At 64.0% G+C, this 19,494-nt stretch carries 20 protein-coding genes; 18 read left to right on the top strand and 2 right to left on the bottom strand.

The window, feature by feature from the left end; all coding sequences use genetic code 11:
- Nucleotides 1–11 precede the first annotated feature (11 nt).
- The 16 genes from HMPREF3067_RS07000 to HMPREF3067_RS06925 all read left to right on the top strand — a co-directional run bounded on the left by HMPREF3067_RS07000 (nt 12) and on the right by HMPREF3067_RS06925 (nt 13,311).
- Nucleotides 12–680 (top strand): L-threonylcarbamoyladenylate synthase, encoded by a 669-nt coding sequence (locus tag HMPREF3067_RS07000; protein WP_070769012.1) that lies wholly within the window; start codon nt 12–14, stop codon nt 678–680.
- Nucleotides 680–1,843, top strand: a complete 1,164-nt coding sequence (locus HMPREF3067_RS06995; protein WP_070769011.1) for a glycosyltransferase family 4 protein — start codon at nt 680–682, stop codon at nt 1,841–1,843. The genes HMPREF3067_RS07000 and HMPREF3067_RS06995 overlap by 1 nt, the downstream gene beginning before the upstream one ends.
- Nucleotides 1,844–1,959: 116 nt before the next feature.
- Nucleotides 1,960–2,337, top strand: a complete 378-nt coding sequence (locus HMPREF3067_RS06990) for a Cg1360 family ATP-synthase-associated protein (RefSeq protein ID WP_070769027.1) — start codon at nt 1,960–1,962, stop codon at nt 2,335–2,337.
- 529 nt (nt 2,338–2,866) lie between these two features.
- Entirely contained in the window at nt 2,867–3,667 is an 801-nt protein-coding gene (gene atpB / locus HMPREF3067_RS06985; RefSeq protein WP_070769010.1) for a F0F1 ATP synthase subunit A, read from the top strand.
- 105 nt (nt 3,668–3,772) lie between these two features.
- Complete coding sequence (locus HMPREF3067_RS06980) at nt 3,773–4,015, top strand: ATP synthase F0 subunit C (protein WP_070769009.1); 243 nt, start codon at nt 3,773–3,775, stop codon at nt 4,013–4,015.
- 44 nt (nt 4,016–4,059) lie between these two features.
- Nucleotides 4,060–4,626: a F0F1 ATP synthase subunit B gene (locus HMPREF3067_RS06975; protein WP_070769008.1), complete on the top strand. Its 567-nt coding sequence runs from the start codon at nt 4,060–4,062 to the stop codon at nt 4,624–4,626.
- 6 nt (nt 4,627–4,632) lie between these two features.
- Nucleotides 4,633–5,451 (top strand): F0F1 ATP synthase subunit delta, encoded by an 819-nt coding sequence (locus HMPREF3067_RS06970; protein WP_070769007.1) that lies wholly within the window; start codon nt 4,633–4,635, stop codon nt 5,449–5,451.
- Nucleotides 5,452–5,532: 81 nt separating this feature from the next.
- Entirely contained in the window at nt 5,533–7,173 is a 1,641-nt protein-coding gene (atpA, locus tag HMPREF3067_RS06965) for a F0F1 ATP synthase subunit alpha (RefSeq protein WP_070769006.1), read from the top strand.
- 56 nt (nt 7,174–7,229) lie between these two features.
- On the top strand, nt 7,230–8,219 hold the full coding sequence (locus HMPREF3067_RS06960) for a F0F1 ATP synthase subunit gamma (protein ID WP_070769005.1): 990 nt from the start codon (nt 7,230–7,232) through the stop codon (nt 8,217–8,219).
- Between the two features lie 3 nt (nt 8,220–8,222).
- Nucleotides 8,223–9,668, top strand: a complete 1,446-nt coding sequence (atpD, locus tag HMPREF3067_RS06955; RefSeq protein WP_070769004.1) for a F0F1 ATP synthase subunit beta — start codon at nt 8,223–8,225, stop codon at nt 9,666–9,668.
- Between the two features lie 10 nt (nt 9,669–9,678).
- On the top strand, nt 9,679–10,050 hold the full coding sequence (locus HMPREF3067_RS06950; RefSeq protein ID WP_070769003.1) for a F0F1 ATP synthase subunit epsilon: 372 nt from the start codon (nt 9,679–9,681) through the stop codon (nt 10,048–10,050).
- Nucleotides 10,051–10,272: 222 nt separating this feature from the next.
- A complete protein-coding gene (locus HMPREF3067_RS06945; RefSeq protein WP_070769002.1) occupies nt 10,273–10,791 on the top strand; it encodes a DUF2550 domain-containing protein in 519 nt (172 codons plus the stop codon).
- Nucleotides 10,792–10,912: 121 nt separating this feature from the next.
- Nucleotides 10,913–11,605, top strand: coding sequence for an endonuclease NucS (gene nucS / locus HMPREF3067_RS06940; protein WP_070769001.1), 693 nt, complete (start codon nt 10,913–10,915; stop codon nt 11,603–11,605).
- A 48-nt stretch (nt 11,606–11,653) separates the two neighbouring features.
- Entirely contained in the window at nt 11,654–11,938 is a 285-nt protein-coding gene (locus HMPREF3067_RS06935; RefSeq protein WP_070769000.1) for a hypothetical protein, read from the top strand.
- A gap of 39 nt (nt 11,939–11,977) precedes the next feature.
- Nucleotides 11,978–12,283, top strand: coding sequence for a thiamine-binding protein (locus HMPREF3067_RS06930; protein WP_070768999.1), 306 nt, complete (start codon nt 11,978–11,980; stop codon nt 12,281–12,283).
- 44 nt (nt 12,284–12,327) lie between these two features.
- The gene (locus HMPREF3067_RS06925; protein ID WP_070768998.1) at nt 12,328–13,311 is read left to right on the top strand and encodes a tetratricopeptide repeat protein; all 984 of its coding nucleotides are present in this window, start codon (nt 12,328–12,330) and stop codon (nt 13,309–13,311) included.
- 38 nt (nt 13,312–13,349) lie between these two features.
- Here the strand turns inward: HMPREF3067_RS06925 and glgB are convergent, their stop codons facing one another.
- On the bottom strand, nt 13,350–15,515 hold the full coding sequence (glgB, locus tag HMPREF3067_RS06920; RefSeq protein ID WP_070768997.1) for a 1,4-alpha-glucan branching protein GlgB: 2,166 nt from the start codon (nt 15,513–15,515) through the stop codon (nt 13,350–13,352).
- A 77-nt stretch (nt 15,516–15,592) separates the two neighbouring features.
- Nucleotides 15,593–17,611, bottom strand: coding sequence for a maltotransferase domain-containing protein (locus HMPREF3067_RS06915; RefSeq protein ID WP_070768996.1), 2,019 nt, complete (start codon nt 17,609–17,611; stop codon nt 15,593–15,595).
- A gap of 58 nt (nt 17,612–17,669) precedes the next feature.
- Here HMPREF3067_RS06915 and HMPREF3067_RS06910 point away from each other — a divergent pair, with 58 nt between their 5' ends.
- Both HMPREF3067_RS06910 and HMPREF3067_RS06905 read left to right on the top strand, forming a co-directional pair.
- Nucleotides 17,670–18,587, top strand: coding sequence for an ABC transporter ATP-binding protein (locus HMPREF3067_RS06910; protein ID WP_246819262.1), 918 nt, complete (start codon nt 17,670–17,672; stop codon nt 18,585–18,587).
- 63 nt (nt 18,588–18,650) lie between these two features.
- Entirely contained in the window at nt 18,651–19,478 is an 828-nt protein-coding gene (locus tag HMPREF3067_RS06905) for an NUDIX hydrolase (protein ID WP_070768994.1), read from the top strand.
- The last annotated feature ends 16 nt before the right edge of the window (nt 19,479–19,494 follow it).

Raw genomic sequence — 19,494 nt, 5'->3', positions numbered from 1 at the left:
GGGAGAAGTTGATGCAAGGCAAAATCTATAGTTGCGCTGACGAAGCGGGGCGTGCGAACGGTATCGCTGCGGCGACTAGGGCCGCGAAGTCCGGGCGCCTGGTGGTACTGCCGACGGACACCCTCTACGGCATCGGCTGCGACGCCTTCGACAACGACGCGGTAGCCAACCTGCTAGCCGCCAAGCACCGCGGGCCGGACATGCCGGTGCCGGTGCTCATCGGCTCCTGGGACACCATCCAGGGCCTCGTTGCCACGTATTCCGACCAGGCGAAGCTCTTGGTCGAGGCCTTCTGGCCGGGTGGGCTGTCCATCGTTGTGCCGCAGGCGCCGAGCTTGCCGTGGAACCTGGGGGATACCCGGGGTACGGTCATGCTGCGCATGCCGCTGCACCCGATTGCCATCGAGCTGCTCCGCGAAGTCGGCCCGATGGCTGTGTCCAGCGCCAATATCTCCGGCCACCAGCCGCCGACCACGGCGATTGCCGCCAAGCAGCAGCTGGGCAAGTCGGTCTCGGTCTACCTGGACGGCGGGGAAACCGCCATCGGCAAGCCGTCGACGATTATTGACCTGGCTGCGCCGCAGCCCTACCTGCTGCGGGAGGGCGCCATCTCGGCCGAGCAAATCTCCGAGGTCATCGGCGTTTCCGCCGAGGCCCTCCGGACCCGCCCGGGAGCCTAATGCTAGGCGGAGCCGGGGTGCCGCTGCGCGAAATCGGACTCGTCATCCTCGTCGCGGCGATTATCACCTACCTGACCACCGGGATCGTGCGCTCGGTGCTGGTGCGCAGCGGCCAGGTCGCCGAGGTGCGCCAGCGCGACAGCCACTCCCAGCCCACGCCCCAGCTGGGCGGGCTGGCCATGTACACCGGGTTTATCTCCGCGGTCTTCTTCGCGGCGCAGCTGCCCGCGCTGACCCGCGGTTTCATGCCGGTGACCCCGGAGATGACCGCGGTCATCTGGGCTTCCAGCGCCATCGTCCTGGTGGGCATCGTCGACGACTTGGTCGAGCTGTCCGCGCTGGTAAAGCTGGCCGGGCAGCTGGTCGCAGCCACCTTGCTCTCGGCCCTGGGGCTGACCTGGTCGCTGCTGTTCGTGCCGTTTGGCGGCGGCACCACGCTGCTGCTGGACCAGTTCCAGTCCTCGCTGGTGACCATCTTCATCGCGGTCCTACTGGTCAACGCCATCAACTTCGTCGACGGGCTGGACGGCCTGGCCGCCGGCCTGGGCCTTATTGCGGGCGGGGCCATCCTGATCTTCTCTTTGACGGTCCTGCACGACCAGGGCGGGGCGGTCTCGGCGTACCCGCCCGCCATCATTGCGGCCGGCCTGGTGGGCATGTGCGCCGGCTTCTTGCCGCACAACTTCGAGCCCTCACGCATCTTCATGGGCGATAGCGGTTCGATGCTCATCGGCCTGCTGCTGGCGGCGGCCTCGACGTCCGTTTCGGGCAAGATCAATATGTCGCTCTACGGCGGCGCCGACATGGTGGCGGTCCTCTCGCCGCTCATCGTCGTCATCGCCGCGGTCTTTATCCCGGTGCTGGACCTGGTCTGGGCGGTTATCCGCCGCCTGTCCCAGGGGCGCTCGCCGTTTTCGGCCGACAAGGCCCACATTCACCACCGCTTGCTATCGCTGGGGCACACTCACCGCCGCACCGTGCTGGTGCTCTACCTGTGGGTCTCGGCCGTCGCCTTCGGGGCGGTGAGTTTCTCGGTCGTGCCGGTACCCGTGGCGGCCGGGGCCACGGCTGTGGCCATCGTGACGGCCGCCGTCGCGACCCTCATCCCGCTGCGCGCTGGCAAGATCGGCCGCGTGCCAGCCTCGGCCGATAAGCCGGGCTAGTAGGTCCACCCGTACAACCTGTAGGATTCGTATTCGTGTCTGAAAGCTTTGATTCTACGCAAACTAACCCGAACGGCGGGGCGCCACGCTCCGAGTTCGACGACCACCGCCGGCCGATGGTGCGCGCGGTGCGCTTCGGCTCCATGGCGCTGGCGGTCGTGACCGTGCTGTCGCTGGTCGGCTGGGGCTGGGCCAAGGACCTGCCCGGCATCTGGGGCGTGCTTCTCGGCGCGGCCATCGGCGGAGGTTTCGTCCTGCTGACCGCGCTTTCGGTGCTCGTGACCGCCAACTCCAGCCCGTCGACCACCATGGCGGTCGTTCTCGGCGGCTGGTTGGTCAAGGTTGTTCTCTTGATTATTGTCCTGTTGGCCATCCGTGGTATGGATTTCTACGACAACGTCGCGCTCTTCATGACCGTCATCTTGGCACTCATTATCGTGCTCGGCACCGAGGTGTGGGGGATTATCACCTCTCGGGTGACCTACGTGTCTTAAAACGCGTGGGCCAATGCGTTGGCCTTTGAGGGCCCGTGAGCCTGGTGCCCGGGAAGTAATGCTTCCCGGGCACTTTGTCGTGCCGGGGCAAACGAGAGGGGCCCGTGTTGGGGCTTCGGGGGTGTGTTTAGCAGGTATTTGTCACCCCCGCGGGGGCTCAAAGCATAAGGCTGTGATTAACCTTACCCGCCTGGGTTTTCAGTGGGAACGGGCAGTTTTGGGGCGAGAGTGGACCAATTGTTCGGGTTTCCTACCAGCTACTTGCACAAACTGGCCCCCCGCGTGCGAAATTTCAATAACAAGCTGCTAGAATTTCTTGCGGGTTACCGCGGATCTAGGGTCCGCAGTCTGTGAGTGACGGACTGCTACGCCTTATAGTCCGTTGCGGTGAATCCCTGCTGCAGCATCGCTGATGTGCGACGGAGTCCGTTGCTGCAGCAGATAGTTTTAGACGTCCATCGCACCGTACGATTTTGTAAATCATACGGCCCGAACACGGGAGAGAACGCTGAGCGTTACAACATTGGCCATGAACGGGCACTTTCACGCGCCCGATCTGGGTGAGGAATTCTTCCCGGGGCAGCTAGATGCCGACCATCTGTTCTTCGGCGACTTCGCTGGCGGATGGTTCGCACTTGACCGCCTCATGCTAGTGCGCATCTTAGTGACACTCGTACTGGTGGTTCTTTTCCTGCTAGCCTTCAAGAACCCACGGCTGGTTCCGCGGAGCTTGCAGAATATCGGTGAGAGCGCGGTTGATTTTGTTCGCGTTTACATCGCTGAAGACATAATGGGCAAGAAGGAGGCGAAGCGATTTCTACCGATCATCGCGGCAATCTTCTTTGCGGTACTCTTCATGAATATTCCGACTATTATTCCAGGGCTGAATATCTCCCCGAATGGTCGGATCGGTATGCCCATCGTGCTTGCCGCTGTTGCGTACATTTCGATGATTTACGCGGGCGCGAAGCGTTACGGGCTAGGCAAGTTTTTTAAATCGTCGGTGGTTATTCCTAATCTGCCGCCGGTTTTGCACTTGTTGGTTGTGCCGATCGAGTTTTTCTCGACATTCATTTTACGTCCCGTCACCCTTGCTATTCGTCTTATGGCGAATTTCTTGGCTGGACACATCATCCTAGTCTTGTTGTTCTCTGCCACGAACTTCTTCTTCTGGCAGCTGAATGGTTGGACGGCACTCTCAGCACTGACCATCGTGCTTGCGATCGCTTTCAGTTTGTTCGAGCTTATCGTGATTTTCCTGCAGGCCTACATTTTTGCTCTGCTGGCCGCGGTGTACATCGAACTGTCCCTCCATGCTGATTCGCATTAATTACGAGGTCGACGAAGGCGACCGAGTATACCTCACCTCTACATTTGGAATTTTTCGGAGCTAAAAGCTTGGCTCTGTACTCTACGAAAGGGAACGACTTCCACCATGAACGAAATCATTCTCGCTGCTGACACTGCTCAGGCGAACCTTGATGCTTTGAAGACGGTCGGTTACGGATTGGCTGCGATCGGTCCGGGTATCGGTATCGGCATCGTTGCTGGCAAGACCGTCGAAGGTATGGCCCGTCAGCCAGAGATGGCCGGCCAGCTGCGTACCACCATGTTCTTGGGTATCGCCTTCACTGAAGCCTTGGCCCTGATCGGTCTCGTAGCAGGGTTCTTGTTCTAAAAGTTCACGTTTTCGAAAAACCGACCTTTCAGGACTGGAGACTCATGAGCAACGTGTTTTACGTACTTGCGGAAGAGGGCGAGAACCCTGGTTCTGGCAGTTTCTCCGTACTCTTACCCAAAAACTATGACATTTTTTGGTCTTTACTCTGTTTCGTTGTCATCTTGTTGTTGTTCTGGAAGTTCGTACTTCCTATGTACAACAACCTGCTCGAAGAGCGTGAGAACCGGATTGAGGGTGGCCTGAAGCGCGCCGAGGCCCAGCAGGCCGAGGCCAAGGCGGCCCTCGAGAAGTACAACGCGCAGTTGGCAGATGCCCGTGCAGAGGCAGCTGAGATTCGTGAGCAGGCGCGCGAGCGCGGCAAGCAGATTGAGGCCGAAGCCAAGGAGAAGGCCGAGGAGGAGTCCCGCCGCATTATCGCCAATGGCGAAAAGCAGCTGCAGGCTTCCCGCACCCAGGTCATCTCCGATCTGCGTTCCGACATCGGACAAAACTCCATCAACCTGGCTGAGAAGCTGTTGGGCGGCGAGCTTTCTGACTCCGCCAAGCAGTCTTCCACCATTGATAACTTCTTGTCCGAGCTCGACACTGTGGCACCGGCCGGAAAGTAGGAGGCTATGAAGGCAGCTAGCCGCGAAGCACTCGCCGGTGTGGAGTTGACCCTGGATAAGATCCTGGGCGAGTCCACCGCCGTAGCGATTGCCGCTCAAACCGGCCTCGAACTCTTCGAAGTTGTTGACGTGCTGGACGGGGAGCGCGAACTGCGCGCCAATCTGTCCGACGCCGCGGCTTCGGAAGACACCCGCAAGAAGCTGGTCGCTGACCTCTTCGGCGGCAAGGTGGCCCCCAGCACCCAGCAGGTGCTGGAAGCGGCTGCCTCCGCTAAGTGGTCTTCGGGCCGGGACCTGGTTCGGGGCCTGGTGGCCCTGGGCCGGCGTTCCCTTCTGCGCGGCGCAGAGTCCGAGGGGAAGCTCGGCCAGGTGGAAGACGAACTCTTCCGCCTGTCGCGCATCCTGGACCGCGAGGGCGAGCTGACCCAGCTGCTTTCCGACCGCACTGCCAAGTCCGCCAAGAAGCGCGGGCTGCTGGCTAACGTGCTCTACGGCAAGGTCACGATGTTCACTGAGGCGCTCGCGCTGCAGGCCATCGGGCGCCCGGAGCAGAACCCGATCGACGACGTTGCCAATCTGGCGTCGCTCGCAGCCGAGCTGCAGGGACGCGAGGTCGCACACGTGGTCAGCGTGGGTGAGTTGAACGAAGGCCAGCAGGCAGGACTCGCTGAGAAGCTGGGCAAGATTTATGGTCGTGCGATGTCCATCCACTCTGAGGTTGACACCAGCCTCCTCGGTGGCATGACTATTCGTGTCGGCGACGAGGTCATCGACGGTTCCACGGCGGGCAAGATTGCCCGGCTGCGCACCGCGATGGCCAAGTAGAGTCGTTGACGGTCACTACGTGAAGACTACGACACAAACTTTAAGTAATTGCTGGACGATACTACCGAGAGTAGGAAGAACATGGCGGAGCTGACGATCTCCTCCGATGAGATCCGTAGCGCGATTGCGAACTACACCTCGAGCTACTCCGCGGAGGCCTCCCGTGAGGAGGTCGGCGTGGTCATTTCGGCAGCTGACGGTATTGCACAGGTTTCTGGCCTGCCGTCTGTTATGGCGAATGAGCTGCTCGAGTTCCCTGGCGGCGTAATCGGCGTTGCACAGAACCTGGACACCAATTCCATCGGCGTTGTGGTGCTGGGTAATTTTGAGACCCTCAAGGAGGGCGACGAGGTTAAGCGAACTGGAGAGGTCCTCTCCGTTCCCGTGGGCGAGGGTTTCCTTGGCCGCGTTATCAACCCGCTGGGCCAGCCGATTGACGGCATGGGCCCGATCGAGAGTGAAGAAGACCGCGCTCTCGAGCTGCAGGCACCGTCCGTGCTGCAGCGCCAGCCGGTCGAAGAGCCGATGCAGACGGGTATCAAGGCTATTGACGCCATGACCCCAATCGGTCGCGGTCAGCGTCAGCTGATCATCGGTGACCGTAAGACCGGTAAGACCGCGGTCTGCATCGACACCATCCTGAACCAGAAGGCCAACTGGGAATCTGGCGACAAGAACAAGCAGGTCCGTTGTATCTACGTGGCCATCGGTCAGAAGGGTTCCACCATCGCTGGTGTGCGCCAGACCCTGGCCGACCACGGTGCGCTGGACTACACCACCATCGTGGCTGCCCCTGCTTCTGATTCCGCCGGCTTCAAGTGGCTGGCACCGTTCTCCGGTGCCGCTCTGGGCCAGCACTGGATGTACCAGGGCAACCACGTCCTGGTTATCTACGATGACCTGACCAAGCAGGCCGAGGCCTACCGTGCCATCTCCCTGCTGCTGCGCCGTCCGCCGGGACGCGAGGCATATCCGGGCGATGTGTTCTACCTGCACTCCCGCCTGCTGGAGCGTGCTGCTAAGCTCTCCGACGACATGGGCGCTGGCTCGATGACCGCACTGCCGATCATCGAGACTAAGGCAAACGACGTGGGCGCGTTCATTCCGACCAACGTTATTTCCATTACCGACGGCCAGGTCTTCCTGGAGTCCGACCTGTTCAACCAAGGTGTGCGCCCGGCTATTAACGTCGGTGTCTCCGTCTCCCGTGTCGGTGGCGCCGCGCAGACCAAGGGTATGAAGAAGGTTGCCGGTAACCTGCGTCTGGACCTGGCTGCGTACCGTGATCTGGAGGCGTTCGCTGCGTTCGCTTCCGATCTGGACTCGGCTTCCAAGGCTCAGCTGGAGCGCGGCCAGCGTCTGGTCGAGCTGCTGAAGCAGAGCGAGTCTTCCCCGCAGCCGGTGGAATACCAGATGGTGTCCATCTTCCTGGCAGACCAGGGCATCTTCGACGTCGTTCCCGTCGAAGATGTGCGTCGCTTCGAAACTGAGGTGCACGAGTACCTGCAGGCGAACACCCCGCAGGTCTACGAGCAGATCGCCGGCGGCGTTCCGTTCACCGACGAGTCCAAGGAGGCTCTGGTCTCCGCGGCTAAGGACTTCACCCCGACCTTCCGCACCACCGAAGGCCACAACCTGGGCTCCGAGGCTCCGGTTGAGTCGCTCGGTGCCGACGAGGTTAAGAAGACCGAGCTCAACGTCTCCCGAAAGGCTTCCAAGTAGGCACGCGCTTACGAGGACACACAAGTCGATTGATTAAGAAGGGAGGAAAGTAAACCATGGCAACTCTTCGTGAATTGCGCGACCGTATCCGGTCCGTCAACTCCACTAAGAAGATCACCAAGGCTCAGGAGCTCATCGCTACCTCGCGCATTACCAAGGCGCAGACCCGTGTGGAGGCATCCTTGCCCTACGCTCAGGAGCTCAGCGCAGTGATGAACCGCCTGGCGGCCGCCAGCTCGCTGGATCACCCGATGCTGCGACAACGCGAGAACGCCAAGGTCGCGGCCGTGCTGGTTGTTTCTTCCGACCGCGGTATGTGCGGTGGCTACAACAACAACGTGTTTAAGAAGGCCGCCGAACTGGAAGCTCTCCTCAAGAAGGAGGGCTACGAGGTAGCCCGCTACGTCACTGGCAACAAGGGCGTGGGCTACTACCAGTTCCGTGAGGAAGAAGTGGTCGGCAGCTGGTCCGGCTTTTCCCAGGACCCGACGTGGGACGAGACGCACGATGTCCGCCACCACATCGTGGAAGGGTTCATCGCTGGTTCCGAAGGCACCACCAAGGCCCGCGAGGGCCTGCACGCCGAGGGCGAGGGCCAGCCGGTCCGCGGCTTCGACCAGGTGCACGTCGTCTACACCGAGTTCGAGTCCATGCTGACTCAGACCGCTCGCGCGCAGCAGCTGCTGCCCATCGAGCCGGTCATTGATACGGTGGAACTCAACCAGGGTGAGTCGGCGCTCTCCGATAGCGGGAACACTGAGGAACTGAGCTCGGACTTCGATTTCGAACCGGACGCGGACAGCCTGCTGGAAGCCCTGCTTCCGCAGTACGTCTCCCGCACCCTGTTCGCAATGTTCTTGGAGGCTTCCGCTTCCGAGTCCGCGGCTCGCCGTACCGCCATGAAGTCCGCGACTGACAACGCTACGGACCTGGTCAAGGACCTGTCCCGCGTGGCGAACCAGGCCCGTCAGGCGCAGATTACCCAGGAAATTACAGAGATCGTCGGTGGCGCTGGCGCGCTCGCCGAAAGCGCAGAAAGTGACTAGATTATGACTACAGCTCTGCAAGAGCAGAACACACAGTCGTCGGCTGCCGCCGGCCGTGTGGTGCGTGTCATCGGTCCGGTCGTCGACGTGGAATTCCCGCGCGGCGCAATGCCGGCACTGTACAACGCACTGACCGTCGAGATTGAGCTCGAGGCTGTTGCTAAGACCGTCACCCTGGAGGTCGCTCAGCACCTCGGTGACAACCTTGTCCGTACCGTGTCCATGGCTCCGACGGACGGCCTCGTCCGCGGCGCAACTGTGACCGACTCCGGCAACCCGATTTCGGTTCCGGTCGGTGACGTCGTCAAGGGCCACGTCTTCAACGCTCTGGGCGACTGCCTGGACGAGCCGGGCCTGGGCCGCGACGGTGAGCAGTGGGGCATCCACCGCGAGCCGCCGGCATTCGACCAGCTCGAGGGCAAGACTGAGATCCTTGAGACCGGCATCAAGGTCATCGACCTGCTGACCCCGTACGTCAAGGGCGGTAAGATCGGCCTGTTCGGCGGCGCCGGCGTGGGCAAGACCGTTCTGATTCAGGAAATGATCACTCGTATTGCCCGCGAGTTTTCCGGTACCTCCGTGTTCGCCGGCGTCGGCGAGCGCACCCGTGAGGGCACCGACCTGTTCCTGGAGATGGAAGAGATGGGCGTGCTGCAAGACACCGCCCTCGTGTTCGGCCAGATGGATGAGCCGCCGGGAGTCCGTATGCGCGTGGCTCTGTCCGGCCTGACCATGGCGGAGTACTTCCGCGATGTGCAGAACCAGGACGTGCTGCTGTTCATCGACAACATCTTCCGTTTCACCCAGGCTGGTTCCGAGGTTTCGACCCTGCTGGGCCGTATGCCTTCGGCCGTGGGCTACCAGCCCACCCTGGCGGACGAGATGGGCGTGCTGCAGGAGCGCATTACCTCCACCAAGGGTAAGTCGATTACCTCGCTGCAGGCCGTCTACGTGCCGGCGGATGACTACACCGACCCGGCACCGGCGACCACCTTCGCTCACCTGGATGCGACCACGGAGCTGGACCGCTCCATCGCCTCGAAGGGTATCTACCCGGCAGTGAACCCGCTGACCTCTACCTCTCGTATTCTCGAGCCGGGTATTGTCGGCGAGCGCCACTACGCCATCGCCCAGCGCGTTATCGGTATCCTGCAGAAGAACAAGGAGCTGCAGGACATCATCGCCATCCTGGGTATGGACGAGCTGTCGGAAGAGGACAAGCTGACGGTGCAGCGTGCCCGTCGTCTGGAGCGCTTCCTGGGCCAGAACTTCTTCGTCGCAGAGAAGTTCACCGGCCTGCCGGGCTCCTACGTCCCGCTGTCGGAGACCATCGACGCCTTCGAGCGCATCTGCAACGGCGAATTCGACCACTACCCGGAGCAGGCCTTCAACGGCCTGGGTGGCTTGGACGACGTCGAGGCTGCGTACAAGAAGATGACCGAGAAGTAGGGAGAGGCACATGGCTGACATCACCGTAGAACTCGTTTCCCCGGAGCGGTTGCTGTGGACCGGTAAGGCAAGCATCCTGACCGCGGAAACGACCGAGGGTGAGATCGGCGTGCTTCCGGGCCACGAGGCTATGATCGGCCAGCTGGTCGAGAACGGCGTCGTGACCTTCCGCCCGGTGGACGGGGAGCGTCGCTTCGCCGCCGTTCAGGGTGGCTTCCTGTCGGTGACTGATGAAAAGGTGACCGTCTTGGCCGACTGGGCCGTCTGGGCTGACGAGGTCGATAGCTCGCAGGCTCAGGAAGATGCCAAGTCTGACGACCAGATCGTCCAGTCCCGCGGCGAGGCCGGGCTTCGTGCTCTGCGCCGCTCGCAGGAAAAGTAGCGTGCGCTAAGGGCACGTAAGGGGCAGCAACTGCCGCCTTTCTACTCTCGTCATTTAGGCTTTGCGCCTGTAAGTGTTCCTTGATAAAAGGAACGGCTTACAGGCGCTTTGTCGTTTTTATGCGGTCTTTCGTATTAGCACTTTCCGCGGAATACCGACTAGACTCAGATCATCACTTGTGGCACCCACGCCAAACACGTTTTGCAGGGAAGGTGAGAGGTTATGAGCTCGACCGTGGTTTCTATCGTCCTCTGGGTCGTTCTCGCCCTCGTGGTCTGCGTGGTCCTCCTGGCGGCGGTGCGCTTTTTCACTCTGCGTTCCAAGGGCACGCCGATGTTGATGCGCTCGGTGCCCGCCAAGGACACCCGGGGTTGGCGCCATGGCGTCATCTCTTACGCCGGGGAGTTTGTTGAGTACTACGAGCTGCGCTCTGTATCTCCCAGCTGTGACCGCCGTTTTAACCGCCGCGACATCGAAATCTTGGGCACCCGCGCCCTGGACGATGAAGAGGCGGTTTTTATTTCGTCTGGCATGAAGGCCGTCCACATCATCGTGCGCAACCAGCAGTACGAATTGGCCCTGGCCCCGCACGCGCACATGGCCTTTTCCGCTTGGGTGGAGGCCGCGCCCTCGCAGCGCCAGGAGCACCGCGACTTCCACCAGATGCGCAAGAAGATGGAACGCCCCACGCGCACCAACCTGCCGCACGACATTGCTAGCTGGCAGTCCTACTACGAATAGCCCGAAAACGCCGCCCACTGTGCCGTTCCCGCCCGCTGTAAGGGCGGTTTTTGTGCGTCTAGGGGCTTTCCGCCCTGCCTGGTGTGCGGTGGGGTGGCGCTAAGGCGATAGGGTGGTAGCCATGCGTTTAGTAATCGCCTCCTGCAGTGTCGACTACGTCGGTCGCGTCGATGCCCACCTGCCGCTGGCAGACCGCCTGCTGTTGCTCAAGGCCGACGGTTCGGTCTCGATCCACGCCGACGACCGCGCCTACAAGCCCCTGAACTGGATGACCCCGCCGTGCACGGTCACCGAGTCCGCCATCGAGGACATTGATGGGGAGCCGACCGGGGACACCCTGTGGCTGGTGGAAAACCCGAAGGGGGAGCAGCTGCGCATCACCATCGCGAAGGTGCACCAGGACATCGAGGTCGACCTGGGCGAGGATCCGGGCCTGGTCAAAGACGGCGTGGAGGCCCACCTGCAGGAGCTGCTCGCCGAGCACATCACGACGCTCGGGGAGGGCTACAGCCTCGTGCGCCGCGAGTACCCGACCGCCATCGGCCCAGTCGATATCATGGCGCTCGATAGCAACCGGGAGCACGTGGCGGTCGAGGTCAAGCGCCGCGGCGGCATCGACGGCGTGGAGCAGCTGTCCCGGTACCTGGACCTGCTCAACCGCGACGACCTGCTGGCCCCGGTGCACGGCGTTTTCGCCGCCCAGGAGATCAAGCCCCAGGCCCGCACCCTGGCAGAGGACCGCGGCATCCGCTGCGTCATCCTGGACTACCAGGACCTGCGCGGCATCGAGTCGAATGAGCTGCGCCTGTTTTAGCCCGCCTTGTCTAGGTCCCCACAGTGATGAGTCCCGAAGGAGGTAGACGTGCCGCGACGCAACCGCCGGCAGCGCCCGAGCCCGCGCAAGCTGCCCGCTGACGGCGCCGGTTTCTACGTCGCCCAGGTCCAGGAGGGGCCGCGCTGGAGCTTCGGCCAGCCCTACGTCGTGCGCCAGATTGGCGCGGCGCGGGCGGTGAAGAATTACGTGTGCCCGGGCTGCAACCACACCATCTTCCCCGGGGTCGCCCACGTGGTGGCGTGGCCGAAGGACGCTGGTGGTCAGGCTGACGATAGGCGACACTGGCACCGCGGGTGTTGGGATCGCCGCTAACGGCCCACTGGTCGGCGTTCGGCGAGTAGGATGGCGGGCATGATTGTTGCCTTCTCTGTAGCCCCCGCAGTTGTTGATACCCCGGACGCCGAAATGGCTGACGCCGTCACGGAGGCCGTGCGCGTGGTGCGCGAGTCTGGCCTGCCGAACGAGACCAACGCGATGTTCACGCTCATCGAGGGCGAGTGGGATGAGGTCTTCGACGTCATCAAGCGTGCTACCGATGCTGTCCGCGCGGTCTCCCCGCGCACCTCGCTGGTCATCAAGGCGGACATCCGCGAAGGGCACACCGGGCAGCTGACTCAGAAGGTCGAGTCCGTCAACCGCCGCCTGAACCAGAACTAGCAGCCGGCGCAACTTAAGTCGAAATCAGCTAAGAAAGGACTAGTATGACGAATCCCCGCGGACCGCAGGTGGCCGGCGCCTTGGATCTGGGCGAGGTCAAGGCGCGTGCCGAAGCGCGCGCCCAGGCCGAAAAGCACGGCGCCCAGTCGCCCGCCCAAGGCGCGGAGCAGTCCGGCGCAGGTGCCGGCCTCCGCGCCTTCTTTGAGGTCACCGAGGCCAATTTTGAGTCCGACCTGGTGCGCCGCTCCCTGGAGGTGCCGGTCGTCGCGCTCATTGGCACCGCGCGCTCCACGCAGTCGGAGGAGCTCAAGTCCAACCTGCGCCAGCTGGCCGAGCGCGGCGGGTTTAAGTTCCTGGTGGGCTATATTGACGCCGACCAGCACCCGCAGATCGCGCAGGTCTTCGGCGTGCGCAACCTGCCGACCACCATCGCGCTGGGCGCGGGCCAGCCGCTGACCAACTTCGAGGGTACCCAGCCTATGGAAGCCCTCGAGCAGTGGATGGACGCCCTGGTCCAGCAGGTCTCGCCGCAGCTTCAAGGCCCGGGCCCCGAGCTACAGGCCGCCCAGGCCGGCCAGGCGCCGGCGGGCGAGGAGGAGGCTGCCCCGGCGGAGGATTCCCGTTTGAGCGAGGCGGAAGGCCAGCTTGGCAACGGTGACTTCGACGGCGCGATTGCCACCTACGAGGCTATCCTGGCCGAGAAGCCGGGCAACCAAGAAATCAAACAGGCCCGGGATACCACGCTGCTGCTCAAGCGCCTGTCCGCCGCCGGCCAGGGCGTGGACCACATCGGTCAGGCCGACGCGCACCCGGATGATATCGACGCCCAGCTCGACGCCGCCGACGCCGACGTTGTCGCCGGCCGCCCGGAGGCCGCCTTCGCGCGGCTTATCGCGGGCCTGCGGCGTACCGCCGGCGCGGACAAGGACCGCCTCAAGGAGCGACTCCTAGAGCTCTTCGGGCTCTTCGACGCCGCCGATCCGCGCGTGCTGTCCGCCCGCACGCAGCTGGCCAGCGCCCTGTACTAGGGCGCCCTGCATCCGGGCCCCGGGGGGAGGGGCCGGGATTAAGACTCGGTGCCGCGGTAGAGGTACCACTGCACCGAATTGGCCGGCAGCAGGACCCGCAGGAAGTTGTTGCCGTCGCGGCTCACCGTCTCCACGTGGCGCGGCAGGTCGTTGGCGGCGCCGGAGTAGACGCCGTCGTCGGTGTTGAGCACCATCTCCCAGGCGCCCGCGTGCGGCACCCAGACCTCGTAGCCCGGGTGGGAGTTGCCCGCGAGGTTCACCACTGCCAGCAGCGTTTGGCCGTTGCGCGCGTAGCGCAGGTAGCCGAGCACATTGCGGGCGGCGTCGTCGCCTACCACCCACTGGAAGCCGGCCGGATCGAAGTCCTGGTCCCACAGCGCCGGGGTGTCGCGGTAGATCGCGCCGATGTCGCGGGCCAGGCGCTTAATGCCCTGGTGGTACTCGTGCCCCCAGCCCTCCAGGTTGGCCCAGTCCACGGAGGAGCCCTCCGACCACTCGGTGACTTGGCCGAACTCGTCGCCCATGAACAAAAGGTTCTTGCCCGGGTGCGAGTACATGTAGCCAAAGAGCGTGCGCACCCCGGCGGCCTTGTTCCAGTCGTCGCCGGGCATCCGTGTCCACAGCGTGCCCTTGCCGTGGACGACCTCGTCGTGGCTAAAAGGCAGTACGTAGCGCTCGGAATAGGCGTAGACCATCGAGAAGGTGATCTCGTGATGGTGGTGGCTGCGGTAGATGGGATCGCGGCTGAAGTACTCCAGGGTGTCGTTCATCCAGCCCATGTTCCACTTCAGGTCGAAGCCTAGCCCGCCGTGTTCGGTGGGGGCGGTCACCCCCGGCCAGGAGGTGGATTCCTCGGCGATGGTGAGGATGCCGGGGCTGACCCGGTGGACGGTCGCGTTGGTTTCCTGCAGGAGGCGCACGGCCTCCAGGTTCTCCCGGCCGCCGTGCACGTTCGGCAGCCAATCGTCGCGGGAATAGTCCAGGTAGAGCATGGAGGCCACCGCGTCGACGCGCAGGCCGTCGACGTGGAATTCCTCGGCCCAGTAGAGGGCGTTGGCCACCAGGAAGTTGCGGACCTCGTTGCGGCCGAAGTCGAAGACGTAGGTGCCCCAGTCCGTCTGTTCGCCGCGGCGCGGGTCGGGGTGCTCGTAGCAGGGGCGACCGTCGAAGCGCCCGAGGGAGAATTCGTCCTTGGGGAAGTGGGCGGGCACCCAGTCGATGATGACGCCGATGCCGGCGCGGTGGCAGGCATTGATCAGCGCACGCAGCTCGTCCGGGCTGCCCCAGCGTGCCGACGGGGCGTAGTAGCCGGAGACTTGGTATCCCCAGGAGCCGCCGAAGGGGTGCTCGGCCACGGGTAGGAACTCGACGTGAGTGTAGTTGTGCTCCAGCAGGTAGTCGATGAGTTCGGACTGCAGGGTCGCGTAGTTAGAGCCAATCTTCCAAGAGCCGACGTGGACCTCGTAGATATTCATGGGCTTGTCGAGGTTGCCGTCGCGGGCGGCCAGCCATTCGGCGTCGGTCCAGTTGAAGCTGCTGCTGGCCACGACACTGGCGGTCTCCGGCGGGGCGAGCGTGGCCTTGGCCAGCGGATCGGCCTTGTCGATGCGCCCGTGCTCCCGGGACTGGATGGCGAACTTATAGCGCTCCCCTTCGCCCACGCCCGGGATGAAGACCTCCCAGATGCCAGTCGCGCCCAGGCTGCGCATGGGGTACTGGGTGGGGTTCCAGCCGCAGAAATCGCCCACCACGGCCACGCCCAGCGCGTTGGGCGCCCACACGGCAAAGGCCGTGCCGGTCACGGTGCCCAGCTGCGTGTCGTACTCTTTCAGGTTGGCGCCCAAGATCTCCCAGAGGCGTTCGTGGCGGCCTTCGGCCACCAGGTGCAGGTCCAGCGTGCCCAGCGTGGGCAGGAAGGCATAGCCGTCCGCCACGGTGCGGTTTGCGCCCCCGGGGTAGCCAACCCGCAGGCGGTAGTCCTGCTGCTCGGGCAGGTCGGCCTCGAAGATGTCGTGGCCGGCCGCGCGCATGGGGGTAGTCCCGGCGGCAGTGAGCAGCTCGACGGACTCGGCCCCGGGCTGGCGGGTGCGCACCGTCCCGTCGTGCCAGCCGTAGAAGGCGTGAGGGTCGTGGTGCTGGCAGTGGTCCAGCCGGCTGAGGTCTTCGGCGGCGATGGTGGGCTCGAAATCTGGGCTGGTATCCATGGCTAAGACTGTACGTCAGTTCCTTCGGTTTCGGAGGGTGAATGCGGACCCGGGCGGCCGGGAACAGACCGCGGGGCCTAGGCGCGGTAGTCGGTGATTTCTCGCCAGGCCAGCTGCTCGCGCAGGTCCGGCTCGGCGGGCGGGAGCAGGAAGATGTGGGCGACGTCCCGCATGGGCTCAAGCCGCACGAAGTTGCGCTCGGACCAGTTGTAGGCGGCCCCGGTAACCATGTCCTGGACGGTGAATACATCGCCGGGGTTGCGCCCCAGGCGGCCCAAGTCCAGGTCTACGGTGGACTCCTGCGGGTTGCGCGGATCCAGGTTGATGACCACTAGCACCACGTTGCCCGTGACCGCGTCCGCCTTGGAGTAGGCAAGGATGTTCGGGTTGTCGGCGGCGTGGAAGTGCAGCGTGCGCAGCTGCTGTAGCGCCGGGTTCTCCCGCCGGATCTGGTTGAGCAGGCGTAGATAACCCTCCAGAGAATCTCCGGAGTTGACGGCGACCTGGAAGTCGCGGGGGCGCAGCTCGTATTTCTCTGAGTCGAGGTATTCCTCGCTGCCCGGAGCGAGAGGCAGGTGCTCGTAGAGCTCGTAGCCGGAGTAGACACCCCACAGCGGCGACAGGGTGGCCGCCAGACTGGCGCGGATGGCGAACATGGCCCGCCCGCCGGTCTGCAGGGAGGCATGCAGGATGTCCGGGGTGTTGACAAAGAAGTTGGGGCGGCAGATATCGGCCTGCTCCACGTGCAGCTGGGCGAACTCGGTGAGCTCTTCCTTGGTGGTCTTCCACGTGAAATAGGTATAGGACTGGCTAAAGCCCAGCTTGGCCAGGCCGAACAGGCGCGCCGGGCGGGTAAACGCCTCCGCTAAGAAGATGACCTCCGGGTAGTCGCGGTGGACCTCGGTGATGATCCAGGCCCAGAAATTGGCTGGCTTGGTGTGCGGGTTGTCCACGCGGAAGGTTTTCACGCCCGCCGCAACCCAGAACAAGACCACGTCCAGGATCTCTTCGTAGAGTGCCGCGGGGGAATTGTCGAAGTTGAGCGGGTAGATGTCCTGGTACTTCTTGGGCGGGTTTTCCGCGTACGCGATGGTGCCATCTGCCAGCACCGTGAAGTATTCCGGGTGCTTTTTAGCCCAGACGTGGTCGGGGGAACACTGCAGGGCCAGATCCAGGGCCACCTCGAGGCCGAGCTGCTCGGCGCGCTGTACCAGGACGCGGAAGTCGTCCAGGGTGCCCAGCTGCGGGTGGGTGGCCCGGTGGTCGGCGATAGCCCACGGCGAGCCCACGTCGTCGGGCCCGGCGTTCAGGGTGTTGTTCTTGCCCTTGCGGTGCACCTGGCCGATGGGGTGGATGGGAGGGAAGTAGACGGTGTCAAAGCCCATCGCCGCCACGCGGTCCAGGGCCTGAGCGGTCGTGGCGAAGGTGCCGTGGACGGGCTCGCCGTGAGCGTCGCGGCCGCCGGTCGAGCGCGGGAAGAGCTCGTACCAGGAGTTGTAGAGCGCGGCCTGGCGCTCCACGTAGACCTCCCGCACGGTGTCTTCGACGACCAAGTCGCGCAGGGGCTGTTCGGCCAGGGCCTGGGCAACGGCCGCGGACAGGGCCGGCGCTACCCGTGCGTTAACGTCCCGGGTGGCATCCCGCAGGGACTCGGCGGCCTCCTTGTAGAGGGAGGCGGAATTCTTGCGGGTCATGGCGGCGCGGTCAAAGAGGTCGGCGCCGTGGCGCAGGTCGTTGTCCAGCTCCGCGGCGGACTGGCCCGCGGCCAGCTTCTTGGTGACGGCATTCGTCCAGGTGGCTACCGGATCCGACCAGGCCTGGATCTGGAAGCGCCAGGTGCCCGGCTTGTCGGGCACGAAGACGCCGTGGACGCGGTCCTGCTCTTCCGGATCGACGCTCAGGCGGGTGTTGAACGCGGGGTTGGACAGAGTGGCATCGTCAGGCGAGTACACCACGAGGTTGGCGGCCACCGCGTCGTGGCCTTCGCGCCAGACTAAGGCGGTGACGGGAATGACCTCACCGACTGTTCCTTTGGCGGGTAGGTTTCCGTGATCGATTACGGGCCGGACGTCGTCAATACCAAGGCGGGTCGTCATGGAAATTAGCGTAGTCGAGGTGTTTCAGTGTCGCCCGGCAACTGGAAAATCAGCCACAATGGGACACGTGAGTTCCTCGATGTTTAGCCAAGAACAAATCGCCGCCGCCCGCGCCGCCGCCCAGTCCACCCGCGGCACCGCCGCCTCTGCCGCGACGGGGACGGCAGAGACGGCCGCCGCAGAAACCGATCAGGATTGGCTGATCGACTTCCGCGGGGTCGAGCTACGCCGCGGCGGCAAGACCCTCGTCGGCCCGGTCGACTGGCAGGTCGAGCTCGACGAGCGCTGGGTCATCATCGGGCCTAACGGCGCGGGTAAGACCTCGCTGGTGCGCATGGCCGCGGCCGAAGAATTCCCGTCCACGGGCACGGCCTTCGTGATGGGCGAGCAGCTCGGCAAGACCGACATGCGCGATCTGCGCGCCATGATCGGCATCTCCTCGGCCGCCGTGCAGCACCGCATCCCGGACAACGAGCGCGTCGACGACCTGGTGGTCTCCGCGGGATACGCGGTCCTGGGGCGCTGGCGCGAGGACTACGGGGACATGGATTTTAGCCGCGCGAACCGGATCATGGAACAGACCGGCTGCACCCACCTGGCCGAACGCACCTGGGGCACCCTGTCCGAAGGTGAGAAGAAGCGCGTCATCCTGGCCCGCGCGCTCATGCCCAACCCGGAACTACTCATCCTGGACGAGCCCACCGCCGGCATGGACCTGGGTGGCCGCGAGGATCTGGTGGGCTATCTGGGGGACTTGGCCTTGGACGCTGACGCCCCGGCCATCGTTATGATCACCCACCACGTCGAGGAGATCCCTTACGGCTTCACCCACGCGATGATCCTGGACGAGGGCGAAGTCGTCGCCAAGGGGCTTATCAACAGCGTGCTCACCTCCGACAGCCTCACCCGCGCCTTCGGCCAGCCCATCCAGGTCGACCGGATCGGCGAGCGCTACTTCGCGCGCCGGGTACGCTAGGAGGCCACGACCTCCCTAACTGGTGGACGAAGAATTCGCCGCGCCCAAGTCCCGGTGGAGAAGATGAGCAAGATAAACCCCTTAGATGTCATTGACACGACCGACACAACCGGCTTCAACGGCGGCCGGCTGTCGGCGTCAGTGCTGCTCATTCGCGACGAACCCGACGGGCTCAAGGTCTGGGTCCAAGAGCGCGTGGCCACCATGCGCAACTACCCGGGCCACGCCGTCTTCCCGGGCGGCGGGGTAGACCCCCGCGACTTCCCGCCGCGCAGCTGGGACTCCGGCAAGCTCTGGGCCGGCGCCTCCCTGGTTTCCAAGGCCCGCCGGCTGGGGGTGACCAAATACAAGGCCCACGCCCTGGTCTTCGCGGCGGCCCGGGAACTGTTCGAGGAAGCCGGCACGCTCCTGGTCGTCGACGAGAAAGGCCGCGTCGAGTCCAACGCCGCACGCTTTCACGCCGAACGCCTCCAGCTGGAAGGCCACGAGCTGTCGTTTTCCGACTTCTTGAGCCAGGAGTCGCTGCGCATGGACTCTGACCGCTTGCTTCCCTGGGGCCGCTGGGTCGGCCGTTCCCCGGCCGGCCACTGGTTCGACACCTTCTTCTTCGTCGCCACCCTGCCGCCCGGCCAGGAGCCCGACGGCAACACGGGCGAGGCCGCCGATGCCGGCTGGTTCTCTCCGCAGCTGCTCATCGACGGTTGGCGCGCCGGGCTGGTGCGCTTGGTCGCGCCGACCTGGGCGAACTTGCAGCGCCTGTGCCGGCTAAGCACCGTGCAGGAGGTCCTAGACGACGTCGATTATTCCGACATGCGGCCGGTGGTGGGCGATCCGGTGGATGACCCGCGCTACCGCGAGTTTTTCACCACCCGGCCCGTCGACCGCATTTAGGCCGAGCAAGCTGCCT

Origin of the sequence: Corynebacterium sp. HMSC04H06, assembly GCF_001815935.1 — a bacterium.
In the GTDB taxonomy this organism is placed as follows: domain Bacteria; phylum Actinomycetota; class Actinomycetes; order Mycobacteriales; family Mycobacteriaceae; genus Corynebacterium.
Note: the sequence above shows the minus strand (reverse complement) of the source record. Positions and strands in the feature narration are given on the sequence as shown.